Below are 18,402 nucleotides of genomic sequence, written 5' to 3' on the forward strand. Positions count from 1 at the left end.
AAATATATGATTTTCTTAGGCTATTTTATATATACTAAATGATAAATTCATCTTGATAGAAGTATTTTTAAGTCACCCACCAATATGGCATCACAGTATTTTTTAAAATTTTCCGATGCTGTTGAAAATTGGCATCATGTTTTTGTACTTCTGCCCAAAAATGCGGACTATGATCAAAGTGCTTGGTATGTGCTAATTCATGCACACAGACATAACGAGTAATCTTTTCAGGAAATAGAACCAAGCCGCTATTCAACATAATGTCATGCTTCGATGTACAACTTCCCCATCGTGTTTTAGGCTGCCGAATCGCACATTTGCCAAAACTCAAATTACTTTCTTGGCTCACATCCCCCAAATAAAGCGGAAGATGCTGCTTTGCATAGGCGATTACAAACGCTTTTAAATATTGTTCAGGCTGACGATCACTGATCAAAAGTTTTAAATTTTCATCATCAAAAATAAAACCATGCTTTTGGCTTTGATAAATAATCTGTAAAGGCTGATCTAAATTAAACAGCTGTAATTCATTCGGTAAAGTTTTGTCTATTTGAACAATTTTTTCTTGTTGTTTCTGCCAAGTTTGAATGAGCCATTGCTCAGACTGATCTATAAAATTTTGAATTTGTCGTTTGCTGCAAAGTACCGGCGCAGTTAAACGAATCTGAGTCGGCTCAACACGTAAGCGTAAATTCTTCGCTCGCGCATGACGGACAATCTGGATTTCAGGTAGGTCGTTTAGGGTCATTTTGTTCTTTTAAAATCTCCCCAAACCCCTCTTTACAAAGAGGGGCTTTAAAGTCTCCCTTTAAGAAAGGGAGATTTAGAGGGATTTTTCTAGAAAGTTTAATTAAACCGCAGTACGCTCTTCAATACCGTTGTCTGTTGCAACTACAGCAATATCAGCTTTATTCAAAGCAAAAATACCGTTACACACCACACCCGGAATGTTATTAATGGTTTTTTCAAGTTCAAGCGCATTTAAGATATTCAAATTATGCACATCTAAAATCACATTGCCGTTATCTGTCACTACGCCTTCACGGTATACAGGGTCCCCACCTAAAGCAACAATTTTACGAGCTACCGCAGAACGCGCCATTGGAATGACTTCTACAGGCAGCGGGAAATCACGCCCCAATTGTTCTACCCATTTTGAATCATCCACGATACAGACGAATTTTTTCGCAATCGATGCCACAATTTTTTCACGAGTCAATGCAGCACCGCCGCCTTTGATCATATGCATGTGACGGTCGATTTCATCTGCACCATCCACATAGGCGTCTAAGCCACCAACGCTGTTCATATCAACCACTTCAATGCCTAATTTTTTCAAACGCTGGGCAGTCGCTTCAGAACTGGCAACAGCAGCTTCCAGTTGCAATTCTGGCAACAATTCAATGAGGAAGTTCACAGTACTTCCTGTACCTACCCCCAAAATCCCGCCTTTAGGCAAGTGTTTTAAAGCAGCTTTTGCAGCAGCTTGTTTCTTTTCATCTTGGGTAGCATACAGACTCATAACTTGGCTCAACTATTTTTTGACATTTGTTGCTGATTTAACAGCCCAAATGTACAGGGGTTTGTTACAATAAAGGCCTATTTTAAACTGTTAGATGGAAAATTAACATGCTGTCTCGTTTGGTTCGACAAATATTACAAGCAACGGTATATGACGTTGCAATCGAAACTCCACTCGAAGCAGCGCCACGAATTAGTGAAAAGCTAAACAACAACATTCGCTTTAAACGCGAAGATTTACAACCTGTCTTTTCCTTTAAACTACGCGGTGCTTATAACCGTATTAGTCAATTACCGAAATCTCAGTTGGAACGTGGCGTTATTACGGCTTCAGCAGGTAACCATGCGCAAGGTGTGGCCCTATCTGGTAAAAAACTGGGAATTCGCGCCATTATTGTCATGCCGAAAACCACGCCTGACATTAAAGTTCAGGCAGTAAAACGTTTGGGTGGTGAAGTGGTCTTGCACGGCGATTCTTTCGATGTTGCCAATAAATATGCCATTCAACGTGCTACCGAAGATGGCATGACCTTTATTCCCCCTTATGACGATGAACTGGTCATGGCAGGTCAAGGTACTATTGCCAATGAAATTTTACGTCAATGGCGTGATGTGGAATATGTATTTGTAGCTGTTGGCGGTGGCGGTTTGATTGCCGGTGTTGCGGCTTACCTGGGCGATGTCGCACCGCATGTCAAAGTCATTCCAGTGGAATATGATGAATCTGCGTGTTTAAAAGCGGCTTTTGAAGCCAATGAACGTGTGATTTTGCCATCTGTAGGTTTATTTGCTGACGGGACGGCCGTGGCTCAAATTGGTGAAAAACCGTTTGATGTAATTCGCCTGCAAAAATCAGATAACTCGGGTCCAATTGTTGAACCTAACGTCGTTCTGGTCAACACAGACGAGATCTGTGCAGCCATTAAAGATACCTATGATGAATGTCGCAGTATTGTTGAACCTTCCGGTGCCATGGCACTTGCCGGGATCAAGAAATATGTGGCAGAACATGGCATAGAAGGTAAAAACATGGTGTCGATTGTCTGCGGTGCCAACATGAACTTCGACCGCCTGCGTTATATTGCTGAACGCACAGAACTCGGTGAACGTAAAGAAGCTATTTTCGCAGTCACTATTCCAGAAGAAAAAGGTTCATTCCTGAATTTCTGCCGTGCCCTGCAAGGCCGTAACATTACCGAATTTAACTATCGTGCCAGTAATGCCAGTGCTGCTCAGGTCTTTGTCGGCATCAGCCTGAAAGGTGGTGAAAAAGAACGTCACGACATTTATGAAACTTTAACCACGCAATATGATGTTGATGACTTGTCTGATGATGAAGTTGCCAAACTGCATATTCGCTATCTGGTTGGTGGTCATGCAGACATTGAAAATGAACGTCTGTTCCGTGTGGAATTTCCGGAACGTCCGGGTGCATTGCTGACTTTCCTGGAACGTTTAGGGCCTACGCACAACATTACCCTGTTCCACTACCGTAACCACGGTGCAGCTGAAGGTCGTGTACTGGTTGGCTTAGAAGCAAGTGACGCGAAGCAGAATCCAGATGGTTTAATTGAAACATTGGAAAATATCACTTATCCATATGCTGAAATTACCAATAATCTGGGGTATCAACGATTCTTGAAATAATTTTTTAGCATGACTTGAAATAGCCTGTATTCATACAGGCTATTTTTTTGCATTTAACTCTCATTATTAAAAAAATAGTTAGACAAATCACATCAATCAAAAGCTGCACATGAGCTGTTTTATAATTTTGAGCTAATCATTTCCTGTTTAGAATTCAGTTGAATGACGTTATTCAATACTTAAGCTAAAGTTTAACACGCAAACTCTAAAATTTAGTGGCATCATAGTCGTTGAAATATGATGTAAAAATTGAAAACGAATTAGGATTAAAAACACATGGCACAGTTTGCAGTGATTGGTTTGGGTAGTTTTGGTGCAACCGTCGCAACCAAATTAGCCATGTTAAACCATGATGTGATTGGTATAGACAGCAATAAAAAATATGTAGAAACCTTTTCTGATCAGCTGACTCATGCAGTCATTGCCGATGCCACAGATGAACATGTACTCAAAGAACTGAATATTCAAAACTGTGAAGCCGTGGTGGTGGCTATTGGCGAAGATATAGAAGCTAGCATCTTATGTGTCCTACATCTAAAAAATATGGGTATTAAAAAAATTTGGGCTAAGGCCAAATCACAAGCCCATCACATGATTTTGACTCATCTTGGCGTGAATAAAATCATTCATCCTGAAGAAGATATGGGTAATCGGGTTGCCCAGTCATTAAGCTACCCGATGGTCAGTCGTTATATGGGTTTAGAAGACAATCATTTCATCGTTAAAATTGAAATTAAAAAGAGTCAGCAGGGAGAACGTTTTCATCAGCTTATGAGTCATGTTCCTGAAATTAAAACGATTCTGCACAAACGCGGCAAAGAGGTTTCATATAACATTGATCCTAATTTAATTATGCAAGAAGGTGATATCTTAGTCGTGGAAGGTGAAATTGAACCCTTAAGAAAACTGTCTGCCCGGTTTAAATAAAATATGAACCAAGCGCAAAACAAAAATCCAAATACGGTCAATCTAAGCCCACCCAGTTTACTGGCACTGGGTTTCTTGAGCTTTATCGTTGTCGGAACTTTATTGCTCAAACTCCCGATTTCACATCATGGTGAATTAAGCTGGCTCAATGCCCTGTTTACTTCAACGTCTGCCGTGACTATTACCGGGCTGTCTGTAGTCAATGTCGGAGACGCCTATACCACCTTTGGCAAGGTCGTCATTATGCTGTTATTGCAAAGCGGCGGCCTAGGTTTTATGACCTTTGCCATACTGGCTGCACTGAGCCTTTCTTCCAATATCAGGCTCAAACAGCAAATGATGGCGCAGGAAACCATTGGTCAAACCAGCCTGGCTAAAGTGTCATTCACCATTAAAGGGGTGCTGTTATATTCCCTGTTTTTTGAAGCGATTGGCACATTGATTTTAACTATTGCCTGGATGCCAGAATACGAGTTTTCCCGCGCCTTTTTTTACGCGGCTTTTTATAGTGTTTCGGCTTTTAATAATGGTGGTTTCTCGCTTTTCCCAAACAGTTTAATGAGTTTTGCAGGCCATTACTTTATTACCTTTACCATTAGTATGCTCTATATTATTGGTGGAATTGGCTTTGTCGTGCTGATGGATATCCAGCGCACTCGTCGCTGGAAAAAATTAAGTGCCAATAGCAAATTAATACTCTCTACCATTGCAGGTTTAAACTTATTTGCCTTTATCGTAATTTGGGCACTGGAAGCCAACAATCCCCTAACCCTGGCGAATATGAGCCTGGGTGATCAAGCCCTAAACGCCTGGTTCCATGCCACCGTTCCGCGCTCATCCGGTTTTAACAGCCTGGAAATGGCAAACATGACCGATGCTTCCACCTTAGTCACCATGATCCTGATGTTTATTGGTGGCGGTTCACTCAGCACGGCTGGCGGTATTAAGGTGGGTACTTTTATTATTGTGGTCTTAACTGTGATCACTTTTTTACGACGCTCGGAAGAATTAACCGTATTCAATCACTCAGTTTCTAAAACCACCTCATTTAAAGCCTTAGCCGTGGTTTCCATTACGGCCATACTGATATTTTTAGGATTATTTACGCTTCTTATTCTGGAGCCCAGCAAAAACTTCCTGGATTTACTCTTCGAAGCAGTTTCTGCCACCTGTACGGTAGGATTATCACGTGGCATTACCAGTGAATTACAGCCGGCAAGTCTGTTTGCGTTAATCTTACTGATGTTTGCGGGGCGTTTGGGGCCACTGACTCTAGCCTACCTGATTGCCACCCCGAAAAAAAGCCGTTTAAAACATCCACCGGCAGATATTCAAATTGGTTAAACCCGATTCAATAAAAAACCACTCATACAGAGTGGTTTTTTATCATTCATGGATAAATTTTAATACCAATTCATTAAGGATACACCTAAACCGACATAAGTGGCTCGATGATTATAATCAATCAGGCTTTCACCATAGCCATCAAACAATTGAAAATGACCACGCAATTTACCGCTAATCGGGAATGCCCAATCAAACTGCATAGCCCCATGCGCATCATTACCATCTTTTAGCGAGTGACGCAGCATCAGGGAAAATTCATGATCATTCTTGCGGTAGAATGCAGTTAAATCACCACGACCAATATAGTTTTTAATATCTGGGTTGTTATCATCTTTTGCATCTTCTTCAATGCGATACCAAGGACGTAGCATCAATGCAAAGTTGTCGCGTTCTAAACCGACATTAAAAATAATACGGTTCCAGCTACGTGATAAAGGATCGGCACGGCCATTGGACTGATGGTTAAAGGTCACGCCTAGTAAACGTGCATTTAAGCCCAAAATTTCATAATTGGTCCGAAAAACTAGACTGGCTTCAGGCTCATAGTTGGTTTCACGGAAAGGACGTGAGGCATCTGCATTATAAACCTGCCAGTGTGATGACTGGGTATAACCTAGCCAGATATCGCCATTATCACCAAACAGGTTTTCAACTGCTTTGGTTTTTAAAGACAACTGGAATTTCGCTTCCATCGATTTCAGGTTTTGCTCATCACCCACCTGTACCGTGTTATTTTCATTCGGACTGAAAGGACGTTCGTTTTTGTCTGAAGTCCAGAATCCTGGAAGCAGATAAACCGGTTGGTGCGCACGAATATTCCAGGTTCCAAGTTTACTTTCAGAAGACAGCTCCCAACGCTTGTCCAGCAAAGACGTATTGGGATCAATTTTTGGCCCCTCAACTGCAAAGACATTACTCATCCCATGACTGATTTTTTCTTTGATCGTTTCTGGCTCAGTCGGTGCAGGTGCAATTTGATTGGCTGCCTGACGTTCAGACACCAGTGCCGTTTTTTCTGTTTCAGGCACCTTGAACAAAGTGTCATAACAGGCCAGACGATCCGCATTGGACTCTAATGCCACGCATGCTTCCGGACTTGCGGGTGTAATGAGAGATTCTGGTTTTTGTGCATGAATACTCGCCGCATACAAAGAACTGAGCATGATCATGCTCAGTTGCAATGTAGTGCGTTCAAGCGTTTTGAACGCCATAGGGTTTTACCTCAAATGATATCTTTAGTTCACTTGCTTAATATCAAAACCAAGTTCAAGCAGCGCTTCACGCTTAGCTACGGGTGCAACCACAGCCTTGACTGGTTTTTGCTGAACCAAATATTGTTCTGCAACCCGTTTTAAATCATCCAGAGTTACAGCAAGTAAACGTGCACGTAATTGCTTGCGCACTGCAGGTGTACGTGCATGCAATAATGCATAGCAGGCAGTAATGGCTTCCCCGGCAGGAGAACCCGGTTTATCCATGCTTGCAATTAAGCCCAAGATTGCTTCTTCCAGTTGATGCGGTTTGTGTTCTGTATTCAGCAACCAGTCAAGACTGGCGTCAAAATCTTTAAAAGTTTCTGCCAAACGTGGATCACGATAGCTATAAAAACGGAACGAACAGGCATTGCCATCGTAGCTTGCTCCACCGCCGTACGCCCCGCCTTTTTCACGAATTGCACTATGCAAGAAGCCATTACGCAAATAAGCAGCCAAGACCATGAGAGGTGCAGCATCTGGATGAGAAACCTCTACTGCAGCATAAGCAGCAGCACAGAATTGAACATTGGCTTGAATCAGCCAAGCTTCGTCATTATTGCTATTTTCTGTGATGATTTGAGTTAATTCTACCGGACTTTTATCAATAGCTAACTTGTCCCAAACGTCTTGCACTTCTTCAATCAAACGATCGGACTGATGTTCTTCACACACCAGCAAGAATTGTTTTGGTGCCTGTAAAAGTAAACGATGAATGGCTTTTAATTCTGCAATTAATGCATTATAAGCAGTTTCATCACTTTCAATTTTACTTACCAAATCGCCTAACCAGTTCAGCGCACCCAGACCGGTATTTTGATAGTCACGCTGTGCCAAAGCACTGTGGTTACGCCCTGCAATTTGCATGGCATAACTATGACCAGAACCGGAAATACGTGAATTCCAGCGTGTTTTACGTTGTTGCAATAATTCAATAATACGGTCTTTTTCATCAAAACGCAGTTGTTCAAATGCCAGTTTCAACAGGCGGATGGCTTCAAAATTATTCACCAATGATTTGGTGGTCAACGTAAGCCATGCGCTAATCTTGTTTTTATCATCATATTTTGAACGTAGAGATGCACCCATCCCCACGCCACCACTCACCGCAGTTTGCAGTTGTTGCAGTTCCAGATAGTCGTATTCACCCGCACCAACTTCACCCAGCAAAATTGAAAGTAAATTGAAATATGGCGACTGAACCACCTGATCTGGAATTTTTACCAACACCTGTTGATAGTAAATGCCATTGGTTCCGGCATGATACAGATTCAAAGGCGTGTCTAAATTATTGCTGATAATTTCACGCAATTGACCTTGGACGATGTGCAAGTCTGCAGGAACGTCTTCCAGACCGACTTTCGGTAACAGGTTCAAATCATCCGGCGTATCCTGACGGACTTTTAATGCTTCGGTTTGCTTGATGATTTCCGCTTTTTGCTCATCAGTGAGTTGGGCACCAATTTCAGCCAGACGCGCTTTTTCCGCTTCAGCTTCCCGGGCAGATTTTGTGGCATCCGGCACCAAAGTCATCTGTACACGATGCGGATTATCCAGCAGATATTCTTTAATCAGGTTGGACAACCACATTGGGTCTTTGAGTTCTTCTTTCACCTGTTCAATCGCCGTGTCTACATCCCAGACCTGAATCGGATCGCTGTGATGAATCACACTGCTTAATCCATTTAAAATCAGGCTTAAACCATACGGCATGCCATCGCCATTGATTTCACGCTGATGTAATTCGATTTGATGCAAAATCGCATCCACCATTTCAGCATCAACCGGTTTAGAAGCAACTTCTTCAAGAACCTTAAACACACCGTCTTTAAATTCCTGGGCATGTTCAGGATTTGAACCTTGCACACCACAGAAGAAGGTCATTTCAAAGTTGGAATCATCTACGCCCATAATTGGACCGGTAGACTGTGCATAATCACAGGTTTCAAGGTAATGACGTAAGGGCGAAGCTGAATCTTCCAGCAAAATCCCTTCAACCAGACGCATCCCCAAGCGCAATTTAATATCACTGGCTTGCGGCAACAGCCATGAAATCACGTGATAGGTTTTATCCTTCAGGTCTTCTGCATCTACAGCATAACTTTCTGTGACTTCAAGCGGTACAGTTAAACGGGTTTCGGGTGTTGAATGTAAAGTTTGACCTTTTTCAAATTTAGACAAGGCTAAAGTTTCAAATTGTTCCTGCAAGTAATAAGCCGATTCATTGCCAAAAGTCATAAATACCGCATTACTTGGATGGTAATGTGACTTATAGAAATCAACCAACTCAGGGTAAGTTAAATCCGGAATATTCTTAGGATCGCCACCGGAATTGTAATGATAGGTAGTATGCGGGAATAAATGATGCGCCAATTGATGATAAAGCTGATCTGAAGGAGAACTCATTGCTCCTTTCATTTCATTAAAGACCACACCTTTATAAACCGGTTCGCCATTTTCCAGCTCAATGCGAATACCTTCCTGAGCAAAATCAAGTTCATTTAAATTGGCAGCAAAAGCAGCATCTAGATACACTTCCAGCAGGTTCTGGAAGTCTTTTTTGTTTTGCGTGGCAAAAGGATAGGCGGTCCAGTCTGCTGAAGTAAACGCATTCATAAAGGTATTGAGCGAACGACGAATCATCAGGAAAAATGGGTCACGGACCGGAAATTTTTCCGAACCACAAAGCGCAGTATGTTCTAAAATATGCGCCTCACCTTTTGAATCCATGGGCTGGGTACGAAATGCCACCAGAAAGACATTTTCATCCAGATCACTGGCCAGATGATAATGTATAGCACCCGTGGCTTTATGCTTATATTCAGACACCCGAATATCTAGGGCTTCAACATGGTGTTGACGGATCAACTGAAACGCAGGATGAACAGTTTGAGAAATGGTTTCAGTGACATCTACAGTCATGTGATCTCCAACATTTAAATATTTATAAGATGGTTTTGATTATACCTGAATATTGCACTATTTGGATTTGTACAGTTACCAAATTCCAAGCATTTTGGTCCATTTTAAATCACGGAATATTTCAATCAGATTTCGGAATTTTTTAATGTAACTTTATCAAAAATGAATTCAAGATAAGGGTCAGACAGGTATTCAAAAAATAGTGGAAAACAAAGCGATGAATGCAACAAACAAGAGATTAAGTTGAAATAATTTTTAATTATCAATTTAGACTAATATCTGAATAATGAATAGCATTTAAAAAATAACTTCATTATGACACCATCAAGCCTACTCAGACTTAACGGTGTCATAAGTGAAAATAAAAACTAGATCAAATATTTGAAATAACTGTAGTTAGGATGATTTTCTACAAACACATAGTTTTGCTTTTGATAAAAATGCGCTGCATTTTTAGTATCTGTATTCAGGCACAATGCTGAAAAGTTGGCACGTGCCTCTTTTTCCAGCTGTTGTAACAGTTGCTTGCCCACACCATGCTTGCGGTATTTCGGTAATACATAAAAACGACGCACCCGCCCAATACGCGCATCAATTTCATTTTCATTCCACTGCTGGTTTAAACCGCCACAAGCCACAAGCTTGTCATCATCATAGCCCAACAGCAGAAATTCACCAGGTTGATCAAACCGGTTCTTGCCACTTTCGAACTCTTCAATCAATCGATCAACAAACTGAAATCCTTCTTTCTGTGCCTGCTTGGCTAATTCCTTGATTTGTTCAGGTAATTGCTCAGCTTTATCAATCGTGATATTCATCTAACCTTCCTTATTCTGTCCTATATAGTATTTTGAACGAATAAATTGACTCTATATTGAATTTTATTCATCAATCTACAGCAATCATGAGCATTGGTGTAAACTTAACGTTTTAATTTAAATGTGAATGAAAGACATGACAACTGTTGATCTTTTTGCAATTGGTAATGCATTAATCGACCAAGAATTTAAAGTCTCTGACGATTTCCTGATTCAACAAAATTTGCAAAAAGGCACTATGCAGTTGACTGATGGTGAAACGCAAGCAAATTTATATAATAATTTAAAAGAAACGCAAGTATACAAAGGTCAAGCATCAGGTGGATCTGCTGCAAATACCACCGTTGCATTTAGTGCTTTAGGCAGCACAGCCTTTTATGCTTGCCGCGTGGGTAACGACGAACTTGGTCAGATTTACCTGAAAGGCTTAAATGATGCCGGCATTCAAACTGCAGCACAATCCGTCAGTGAGGGCGTGACTGGAACCTGTATGGTTCTGGTGAGTCCAGATTCTGAACGTACCATGCAAACTTACCTTGGTATTACCGCTGAACTGAGTGAAGCACAAATCGATTTTGAACCCTTAAAAACTGCAAAATGGCTGTATATTGAAGGCTATTTGTCCACTAGCGACACTGCAAGACAAGCGGTTAAACAAGCCCGTGAAATTGCAAAAGCACATGGGGTAAAAATTGCCTTAACCCTTTCTGATCCAGCAATGGTGCAATATGCGCGTCAAGGGCTGGATGAGCTTTTGGATGATGGTGTCGATTTATTGCTTTGTAATTATCATGAAGCTTTAATGTATACGGAAACTGATTCAATTGAAGCAGCTTTGGCTAAATTGCAATTAAAAAGCAAATACACTGTCATTACATTATCAGCTGAAGGTGCTTTGATTTCCGATTCTGAGCAAATCCTGAAAGTTCCTGGTCGTAAGGTGACTGCGGTAGATGCCAATGGCGCTGGTGATGCCTTTGCAGGTGCGTTCCTGTATGCACTCAATGCAGGTTTAAGCCTTAAAGTGGCTGCTGAATTATCAATCTTGATTTCAAGTGAAGTGGTTTCACAATTTGGACCACGCCTGAGTGTAGAAAGTTATGCAGAATTATTAAATAACTTCCACAAGGAATGTGCATAATGATTAAAATTGCCATGATGGAAGAAATCCCTGAACGTGAAGCACGTTCATACGAAACGCCAAATGGTGACAATATTTTCATTACCCAACGTGATGGTTCATTCTTTGCCTATCAAAATCTCTGCCCTCACTTACAGGTCGAACTGGAATTTCTGGAAAACCAGTTTTTAGATCGTGATCAGGAATATATTGAATGCTCCACTCATGGAGCCCTGTTTCTGGTTGAAACCGGTGAATGTATTTCTGGTCCCTGCTTAGGACAATCACTTGAAAAAGTAAAGATTAATGTGCATTCTGATGGTGGAATTTACCTGAAAGAAGAATAAAACTTATGGAATTTGCCATGCTTGAGTTTCTACAAAACTATAACTTAATCCCGTTTCATTTAAGTTTACTGGCTTTAATTTTACTCAGCATGGCAGAAACCATTGGCTATTACTTTAATATTCGTCCGACTGAGTTTCTAAAAACCCTTTATCCAAAGAAACTTACCGACTCCCCTCTACTCAATGTCAAATTCTCCAAAACACTAATTGTGGTGTTTTTACTGATGAACTTCAGTTTCGCAGGCTATTTTCTGCAACTTTGTGTATTTGCACAGCAGAAGGCATTCTTGCCTGCTTATTATCTGATGATCCCGGCACTGATCATTGCGGTGTTTTTCACTGTATTTATGATTCATTGTCTTGACCAGGTCATCAAGCCAACGCTTACTAAACAACAGGTCAGTCTGCTGGGACGTTTGGCGACCATTTCCAGTGGCAATGCGCGTCCGGGATTTTCCGCACAGGCACGGGTACGGGACAGTTTTGGTCAATTACATTATGTCCAGGTCGAGCCTGAATTTGGCGAACTGGAATTTCAATCGCAGATTATTTTAATCCGCCTAAAAAAGTCCCACTATATTGCTAAAAAAATTTCAAAATCCAATAATTTATTTAGCATGGAAAATTCACAATAATCTTGCCTTACCCTACCGTCAAATTGAACATTAAATCATTAGAATTCACTCATAACGACTGACTCTCTCCTCCTGCTGTTAAAATTTGCAAAAAGCCCATACATTACCAGCGAAATTTATTCCAGTTTTCAGGGTTTGCCCAGAATTTGGAGTTAAACCAGTCAGGCACATGCTTATACGTTAAAATATTGAATTGCCACAATGCAAAATCACTGTCATGACGGGTTTTATCAATGAGCTGGGTAAAGCCCAAAGCGCGCAATAATTTTTCATCTTGCAACCGGCTCACCACAACAATTCGTTTTGCCATCAGGTCTCGCAATCTCACTAACAGCTGAGACTTCTGCACATCAGAAAGTACAGCCAACTCTTGTGAATCCATCACTACAAAACCCAGATCATATCGCCGGGTAAAAGGCAGATTTAAAAACTCAGTTACGTTAAAATAGTGCCATTGAATTGATTGATTATTGTCGTATTGCGCAATATTTTGACCAATACATAATGCAGTTTGGATAGGCTGTTCGTTGGATAAATCGTCTAGCATTGAAGTAATGACATTTTGTTCAGCCATAACTGCATCCTTATTATTGAAGAGAGTATTTTGTATGGAACTACAAGGCATTTGCCATAAAATGCATGCAGGTCTTAAGGACCTTAGTGTAACTGATCGACATACACACAAGGCAAATGTTGAATATAAATTTATTCTAGATCGTTCAGAAGTTGATCTACCATTCAATTTAGGCCAAGAAATCGAGATTGAATGGACAGGTAATATCTATTGTGTATCTTGTGGTAGTAAAACCAGCAAATCCTTTTCGCAGGGTCATTGCTTTAAATGTTTCAAAACCAAAGCGTCTTGTGACATGTGTATTATGAAACCGGAAACCTGTCATTATCACCTCGGGACTTGCCGTGAGGACAGCTTTGCCAAAGAGGTCTGTTTCCAGCCCCATATTGTTTATCTGGCCAATTCAAGCGCATTAAAAGTCGGCATTACCCGTCTTGGACAAATGCCAACACGCTGGCTGGATCAGGGTGCAACACAGGCATTACCCATTATGAAAGTGGGTTCGCGCCGTCTCTCAGGCCAACTGGAAATTATGTTTGGAACACAGGTAGCGGACAAAACCGATTGGCGTAAACTGCTCAAAGGCGAAGCTGAACCGCTCAATTTAATTGAGGTACGTGAACAGCTACTGGAAGAATTTGCACCGAAAATTCAGACCATTCGTGATGAATTTAATCAGAACCTCGAGTTCAATGAAACGATTGAAGTCATGGAAGATGAGCTGCCACGCGAGTTTGTCTATCCAGTCGAGCAATATCCTGAAAAAATCAAGTCGCACAATCTGGATAAAACACCGATTATTCGTGGCAAATTACTGGGCATTAAAGGACAATATCTAATCTTGGATACCGGTGTCATTAATATCCGCAAATATTCAGGCTATGAACTAAAAATCCGTGCTGAATAACTTTAAATTCAACCATAAAAAAACCTGCGTTAACGCAGGTTTTTTTATTTCACTTAAGATTACTTAATCTTCGCATGTGATTTTAGATATTGCGTGTAATCATCCAGTTCCTGCTGACCGCGAAGCTGTTGATACAGCTTGGACAATTCACCCAATTGTTCATTGGTTAAGGCATTCGACGTGGTCTTGTTCACATTTGACACAGCCACTACCACCAACTCATCTGGCAATGAAGCAGTTGTCACTGACCACATGCCTGCTTTCGGTGCCGGAACACTGAATGCCGCACGTTCAATCTCACGTTTCAAGCCTTGAGAACGTGCAAATACACCGGCACTTTCAAAAGCAATCTGACTTTGTGCCAAAGCGCTAGCAGCCGGTTGCGATTTGAAGTTATTCAATGCTGTCTGGATTTTCGCTTTAGCTGCATCAACTGCTTTTTGTTCAATCAGTTTGGCTTTTACACGTGGCGTTGCTTCAGCCAAAGTCTGTACTCCAGCTGCATGATAGTTACGCACTTTCACCCAAACGGTATTACCATTTGCCATTTGAATGCTGCTAGAAGCATTGCGATCACCATTTTTCACATCATCATTAAACAGCTTAACTTTGACATTGGCATCACTCAGTATAGGATGCTGTGTAGACAGGGTCATACCTTTCACAGATTGAACTGTCACACCCTTAACTTCCTGAGCCACCACATCCAGTGCATCGCTACCTACAACCAACTCATTCAGGCTATTTACAGCATCTGAAAATGAATTCGCCGTTTTGTTCTTTTGCAACTCTGCTAACAGGCGTGGTTTTTCAGTTTCAAATGAAGGCAACTTCACAGCAGCTGCTTCTGTTTCAATTAAATGATAACCATACTGGGTTTTAACCGGCGCTGAAACTTGTGCTGGTTTTAAAGAAGCAACAGTTAGATCGAATGCATCACCAAACACACCTTTGGCATAAGCTTCTACCACACCGCCCTTGGTCTTCGATTCAGTATCATCCGAATACTGTGCCGCCGCTTGGGCAAAAGACATACCTGCTTTAATTTTCGCAGCGACTTCAGTGGCCAATTTTTTCGCTTCAGCATCTGAACGGGTATCTACGGTAATTAAAATATGTTTTACCAATGGCTGAGCATTTTTCTTTTGTGCATCAACAAATGCACTATAAGCTTGCTGCAATTCAGCATCTGTCACTTGAGTATTCGCTGGTGCAACATTGGCTGGTGTGAGCACAACATAATCAACGTCCACACTGGCTACCTGCTTAAATGCATTTTGATGCTTGTTGTAGTAAGCAGCAATATCTTGAGGTGTGACTTTGATATTTTTCTTGTATTCATCCAGTTTAATGCTGGCAAGATGCAAGGTGCGTTGTTCAGTTTGCAAATTGGCAATTTGTTGAATATCAAGCTTGCTCACCAATGCATAATCCATAAATGTTGACGTCACCATTTTTAAGGCATGGTCTTTACGCAAGTTTGCAATCAGAGCCTGACTGGTCATACCCACTGAACGTAAATAATTTGAATATAAGGCTTCAGAAAACTTACCGCTTTCCTGAAAGCTCGGTTGCTGGGCAATCATTTGTTCAATTTGTGCATCACTCAAAGAAATACCCAACTCTTCCGCTTGTTGTAATAACAAGGTACGAGCAACTAGACTCTCCATCGCCTTATTTTCGATAAAAGATTGATTCAGTAAAGTTTCGTCGCCATTGGCATAAGCCAGGTATTGTTCTTTAAATGTTTTGCTCAGCGATTCTAATTCTTTTTTAGAAATTTCTTGGCCATTGACCAATTTTGCCGTGTCTTCAGATTTTCCACCGCTAAAATATCCTTCAATACCTACAAGTGCTAAAGGGGTCAAAAACAAAATGAGCAAAGCTTTGCCCAACCAACCTTTAATAACTTTACGAAAAGATTCCATAAGTATTCCAATATTTTATTTGTGGGCGATTTTACCCGAAAACCTGCTTTGAATGAATGCGTTCAGACTGTAAATCGGCATTATTAATAAAAAACGCGCCATATAGGGCGCGTTGATAGGCTTTCAAAAAGATTAAGCTACAGAATCTTTTAAACCTTTACCTGCTTTAAAGCTTGGTACTTTGCTTGCTTTAATTTCTAAAGCTGCACCAGTTTGCGGGTTACGACCTGTACGTGCCGCACGTTCTTTAACGTTAAATGTACCAAAACCAACAAGTGTAACAGTATCACCAGATTTAAGTGCTTCAGTAATTGAAGCAATAGTTGCATCTAAGGCTTTACCTGCATCAGTCTTAGACAATCCCCCTTTCTCTGCAATTGCATCGATTAATTCTGATTTATTCATGAAGATTACGTCCTCTTAATATCGTTTATTTAAGGTCTAAGGATTCCATAACACCTTTATATCAATGCTTTGGGGCAAAACGCAATACTCTGAATAGGCTTTTCTACAAAATAATTGCGAAAAAAATTGTTGAAAAATGCAGAAAAAGCCAAAAAGTTTCATTTTTTTAATATTTGTGCCTTGAGTATTTTATTTTCTTCAATAAGACAATCGACCTTGTTATGTAATTGTAATATGAGACTTTCTAAATGTTGAATATCTTTTACCCTGACCAAACCAATTCTGTTTAAAGAATGGTTAACACTATGGTCGAGCAATTTTTCCACCTTATCTTTGGTATCATTGACCGATTCTTTGGCTTTTTCCGAGACTTTTTCTACGGTTTGATCGGCAATTTCAGTGGTCTTAGATTCCAGCTCCTCCCCCACCTTGACTAAAGAGTCAAAGAATTTGTTTCCTTCCTCTTCTGCACGTGAAAAAGCACCCAAACCCGCAAGCCATATTTGTTGAGTATATTTACGAAAATCCAGACCCGACTTACGGCCTGAACGTAATTTATTCTTTGTTTTATCAGGATTTTCATTTTTTAGTTGATCAATCTCTTGATCTGTTTTTGATTTATCCATACCCGCCATCTCCTAGCCTATTTTCTATACAACTTGAATATAATTACTCAAAAAATACAGCTATAATAGCAAATTAAATACTTGATCGATTTGCTAAACTGTTCTACAAAGCAAGATTAATATATTTGTTATAAGTCCTGAAACACATTTTCGAGCATAGGATGCTCCTTTCAGGTAAGGATTAAGTTTTATGAGTGAATCGCAACAAGGTCAGAATCAACCGCATTTGTTGCTCACAATGACCATGATTGTTTTAGAAACAATCTTTACCTTCATCTTAAACCATGATCGGGTCGTTGGCTTGCAGGCTAAAAAATTTATAGACCAAAAAATCACCATTAAAATTAACAGCTATTTGCCTTATTTCGATTTTTATGTTGTTTTCACTGAACAAGGCATACTCTTTGACAGCAAAGCTCCCGAGAAAGTAGTCGATCTGGATATCCGCACTACCCTCATGGATTTAATTAAAGTATTTGTCTTTGCCAATCGCCGCAGTATTAAAAAAATGCGTATTGATGGTGACAGTACCTTAAAAGATGAGTTTCGAGATTTAAGCTTGCTGTTCAGCTTTCCAAAAGTTTTATCCGACTGGAAACAGTGGCTCAGCCAACCCGCTGATGAACAGGAAGTTATTTCTTCCAAAAAGCGTATTGCTCCCCTATTAGAAAAAATTGACCAGCAACGTTCAAAGATCAATACCTTAGAGGTAGAAGTCAAACAATATAAGAATCGCATTCGGCGTATGCAACAAAAACAAAAAAGAGTGAATGTCACTTTTAGTCTAATTATCGTGCTATTAGTTGCGTTATTAGTATATAATTACTGGATTGTATAAACATATAATTTTCCTATAAAACAAAATAATTTAAAGACCAATAAAAAAACTTGACTATTTTAGTCAGGATTCATAAAATCAATTCATCTAGTCTTAATATGTGTATCGAATCATGCGTCTTACTACTCGCGGTCGTTACGCAGTGACTGCTCTACTTGATTTAGCTTTGCAGCCAACTGAACAAACGATTACGCTTGCTGAAATTGCAGCTCGTCAAAGTATTTCTGTTGCTTACCTTGAGCAGTTATTTGCGAAACTCAAGCGCCACGGCTTAGTTTCTAGTGTTCGTGGGGCCAACGGTGGTTATCACCTGGCTCGTAGCGCTGAAGAAATCACAGTATTAGAAATTATTGAAGCTGTAAACGAAGCAGTTGATGCAACACGTTGTGATCATAAAGGTAATTGCCAGAATGGTGCAATGTGCTTGACTCATGATTTATGGCAAGAACTCTCCCACCACATTGCCGATTATTTAGCAAAAATCACCCTTGCTGATCTGGTCGCACGAGACAACGTTCAAACCGTTTCCATTCGCCAAAATACAGCATCATTTGATTCAGCCCTTTTATCGGTTACAGGTATTTGAC

At 40.5% G+C, this 18,402-nt stretch carries 18 protein-coding genes; 9 read left to right on the plus strand and 9 right to left on the minus strand.

Annotated elements, in window-relative coordinates:
- Positions 1-67: 67 nt before the first annotated feature.
- Both B9T38_RS08190 and rpiA read right to left on the minus strand, forming a co-directional pair.
- A complete protein-coding gene (locus B9T38_RS08190; protein ID WP_086196333.1) occupies positions 68-748 on the minus strand; it encodes a M48 family metallopeptidase in 681 nt (226 codons plus the stop codon).
- Positions 749-850: 102 nt separating this feature from the next.
- On the minus strand, positions 851-1,522 hold the full coding sequence (gene rpiA / locus B9T38_RS08195) for a ribose-5-phosphate isomerase RpiA (protein ID WP_086196334.1): 672 nt from the start codon (positions 1,520-1,522) through the stop codon (positions 851-853).
- Positions 1,523-1,629: 107 nt separating this feature from the next.
- Here rpiA and ilvA point away from each other — a divergent pair, with 107 nt between their 5' ends.
- From ilvA to B9T38_RS08210, 3 genes are all read left to right on the plus strand, one after another.
- Positions 1,630-3,168 (plus strand): threonine ammonia-lyase, biosynthetic, encoded by a 1,539-nt coding sequence (gene ilvA, locus B9T38_RS08200; RefSeq protein ID WP_086196335.1) that lies wholly within the window; start codon positions 1,630-1,632, stop codon positions 3,166-3,168.
- A 276-nt stretch (positions 3,169-3,444) separates the two neighbouring features.
- Positions 3,445-4,095, plus strand: coding sequence for a potassium channel family protein (locus B9T38_RS08205; protein WP_086196336.1), 651 nt, complete (start codon positions 3,445-3,447; stop codon positions 4,093-4,095).
- A 3-nt stretch (positions 4,096-4,098) separates the two neighbouring features.
- A complete protein-coding gene (locus tag B9T38_RS08210; RefSeq protein ID WP_086196337.1) occupies positions 4,099-5,439 on the plus strand; it encodes a TrkH family potassium uptake protein in 1,341 nt (446 codons plus the stop codon).
- Positions 5,440-5,498: 59 nt separating this feature from the next.
- Here the strand turns inward: B9T38_RS08210 and B9T38_RS08215 are convergent, their stop codons facing one another.
- The 3 genes from B9T38_RS08215 to B9T38_RS08225 form a co-directional block, all read right to left on the minus strand.
- A complete protein-coding gene (locus B9T38_RS08215) occupies positions 5,499-6,653 on the minus strand; it encodes a phospholipase A (protein WP_086196338.1) in 1,155 nt (384 codons plus the stop codon).
- 24 nt (positions 6,654-6,677) lie between these two features.
- Positions 6,678-9,617, minus strand: a complete 2,940-nt coding sequence (locus tag B9T38_RS08220) for an insulinase family protein (RefSeq protein WP_086196339.1) — start codon at positions 9,615-9,617, stop codon at positions 6,678-6,680.
- 368 nt (positions 9,618-9,985) lie between these two features.
- Positions 9,986-10,435 (minus strand): GNAT family N-acetyltransferase, encoded by a 450-nt coding sequence (locus B9T38_RS08225; RefSeq protein ID WP_086196340.1) that lies wholly within the window; start codon positions 10,433-10,435, stop codon positions 9,986-9,988.
- A 136-nt stretch (positions 10,436-10,571) separates the two neighbouring features.
- On the opposite strand from B9T38_RS08225, the gene B9T38_RS08230 reads away from it, so the two are divergent.
- Genes B9T38_RS08230 through B9T38_RS08240 form a run of 3 tightly spaced genes read left to right on the plus strand, consistent with a single transcriptional unit; the run spans position 10,572 to position 12,537 of the window.
- Positions 10,572-11,576, plus strand: a complete 1,005-nt coding sequence (locus tag B9T38_RS08230) for an adenosine kinase (protein ID WP_086196457.1) — start codon at positions 10,572-10,574, stop codon at positions 11,574-11,576.
- 14 nt (positions 11,577-11,590) lie between these two features.
- Positions 11,591-11,902 (plus strand): Rieske (2Fe-2S) protein, encoded by a 312-nt coding sequence (locus B9T38_RS08235; RefSeq protein ID WP_171263213.1) that lies wholly within the window; start codon positions 11,591-11,593, stop codon positions 11,900-11,902.
- 17 nt (positions 11,903-11,919) lie between these two features.
- Positions 11,920-12,537 carry an OB-fold-containig protein gene (locus B9T38_RS08240; protein WP_086196458.1) on the plus strand — a complete coding sequence of 206 codons (618 nt, stop codon included), beginning with the start codon at positions 11,920-11,922 and terminating at the stop codon, positions 12,535-12,537.
- 103 nt (positions 12,538-12,640) lie between these two features.
- On the opposite strand, the gene B9T38_RS08245 is transcribed toward B9T38_RS08240, so the two are convergent.
- Positions 12,641-13,111: a DUF6231 family protein gene (locus tag B9T38_RS08245; RefSeq protein WP_086196342.1), complete on the minus strand. Its 471-nt coding sequence runs from the start codon at positions 13,109-13,111 to the stop codon at positions 12,641-12,643.
- A 34-nt stretch (positions 13,112-13,145) separates the two neighbouring features.
- Between B9T38_RS08245 and B9T38_RS08250 the strand changes: the two genes are divergently transcribed.
- Entirely contained in the window at positions 13,146-14,018 is an 873-nt protein-coding gene (locus tag B9T38_RS08250) for a DUF2797 domain-containing protein (protein ID WP_086196343.1), read from the plus strand.
- A gap of 59 nt (positions 14,019-14,077) precedes the next feature.
- Here B9T38_RS08250 and B9T38_RS08255 read toward each other — a convergent pair whose 3' ends face one another.
- The 3 genes from B9T38_RS08255 to B9T38_RS08265 all read right to left on the minus strand — a co-directional run bounded on the left by B9T38_RS08255 (position 14,078) and on the right by B9T38_RS08265 (position 16,977).
- The gene (locus B9T38_RS08255) at positions 14,078-15,946 is read right to left on the minus strand and encodes a SurA N-terminal domain-containing protein (RefSeq protein ID WP_086196344.1); all 1,869 of its coding nucleotides are present in this window, start codon (positions 15,944-15,946) and stop codon (positions 14,078-14,080) included.
- Positions 15,947-16,078: 132 nt separating this feature from the next.
- The gene (gene hbs, locus B9T38_RS08260) at positions 16,079-16,351 is read right to left on the minus strand and encodes a non-specific DNA-binding protein Hbs (protein WP_004651791.1); all 273 of its coding nucleotides are present in this window, start codon (positions 16,349-16,351) and stop codon (positions 16,079-16,081) included.
- Between the two features lie 158 nt (positions 16,352-16,509).
- Entirely contained in the window at positions 16,510-16,977 is a 468-nt protein-coding gene (locus tag B9T38_RS08265; RefSeq protein ID WP_086196345.1) for a phasin family protein, read from the minus strand.
- A gap of 190 nt (positions 16,978-17,167) precedes the next feature.
- Here B9T38_RS08265 and B9T38_RS08270 point away from each other — a divergent pair, with 190 nt between their 5' ends.
- Both B9T38_RS08270 and B9T38_RS08275 read left to right on the plus strand, forming a co-directional pair.
- Complete coding sequence (locus B9T38_RS08270) at positions 17,168-17,815, plus strand: hypothetical protein (RefSeq protein ID WP_086196346.1); 648 nt, start codon at positions 17,168-17,170, stop codon at positions 17,813-17,815.
- Between the two features lie 112 nt (positions 17,816-17,927).
- Complete coding sequence (locus B9T38_RS08275; protein ID WP_086196347.1) at positions 17,928-18,401, plus strand: Rrf2 family transcriptional regulator; 474 nt, start codon at positions 17,928-17,930, stop codon at positions 18,399-18,401.
- Position 18,402 lies beyond the last annotated feature (1 nt).

Origin of the sequence: Acinetobacter sp. ANC 4218, from assembly GCF_002135245.1 — a bacterium.
GTDB lineage: Bacteria > Pseudomonadota > Gammaproteobacteria > Pseudomonadales > Moraxellaceae > Acinetobacter.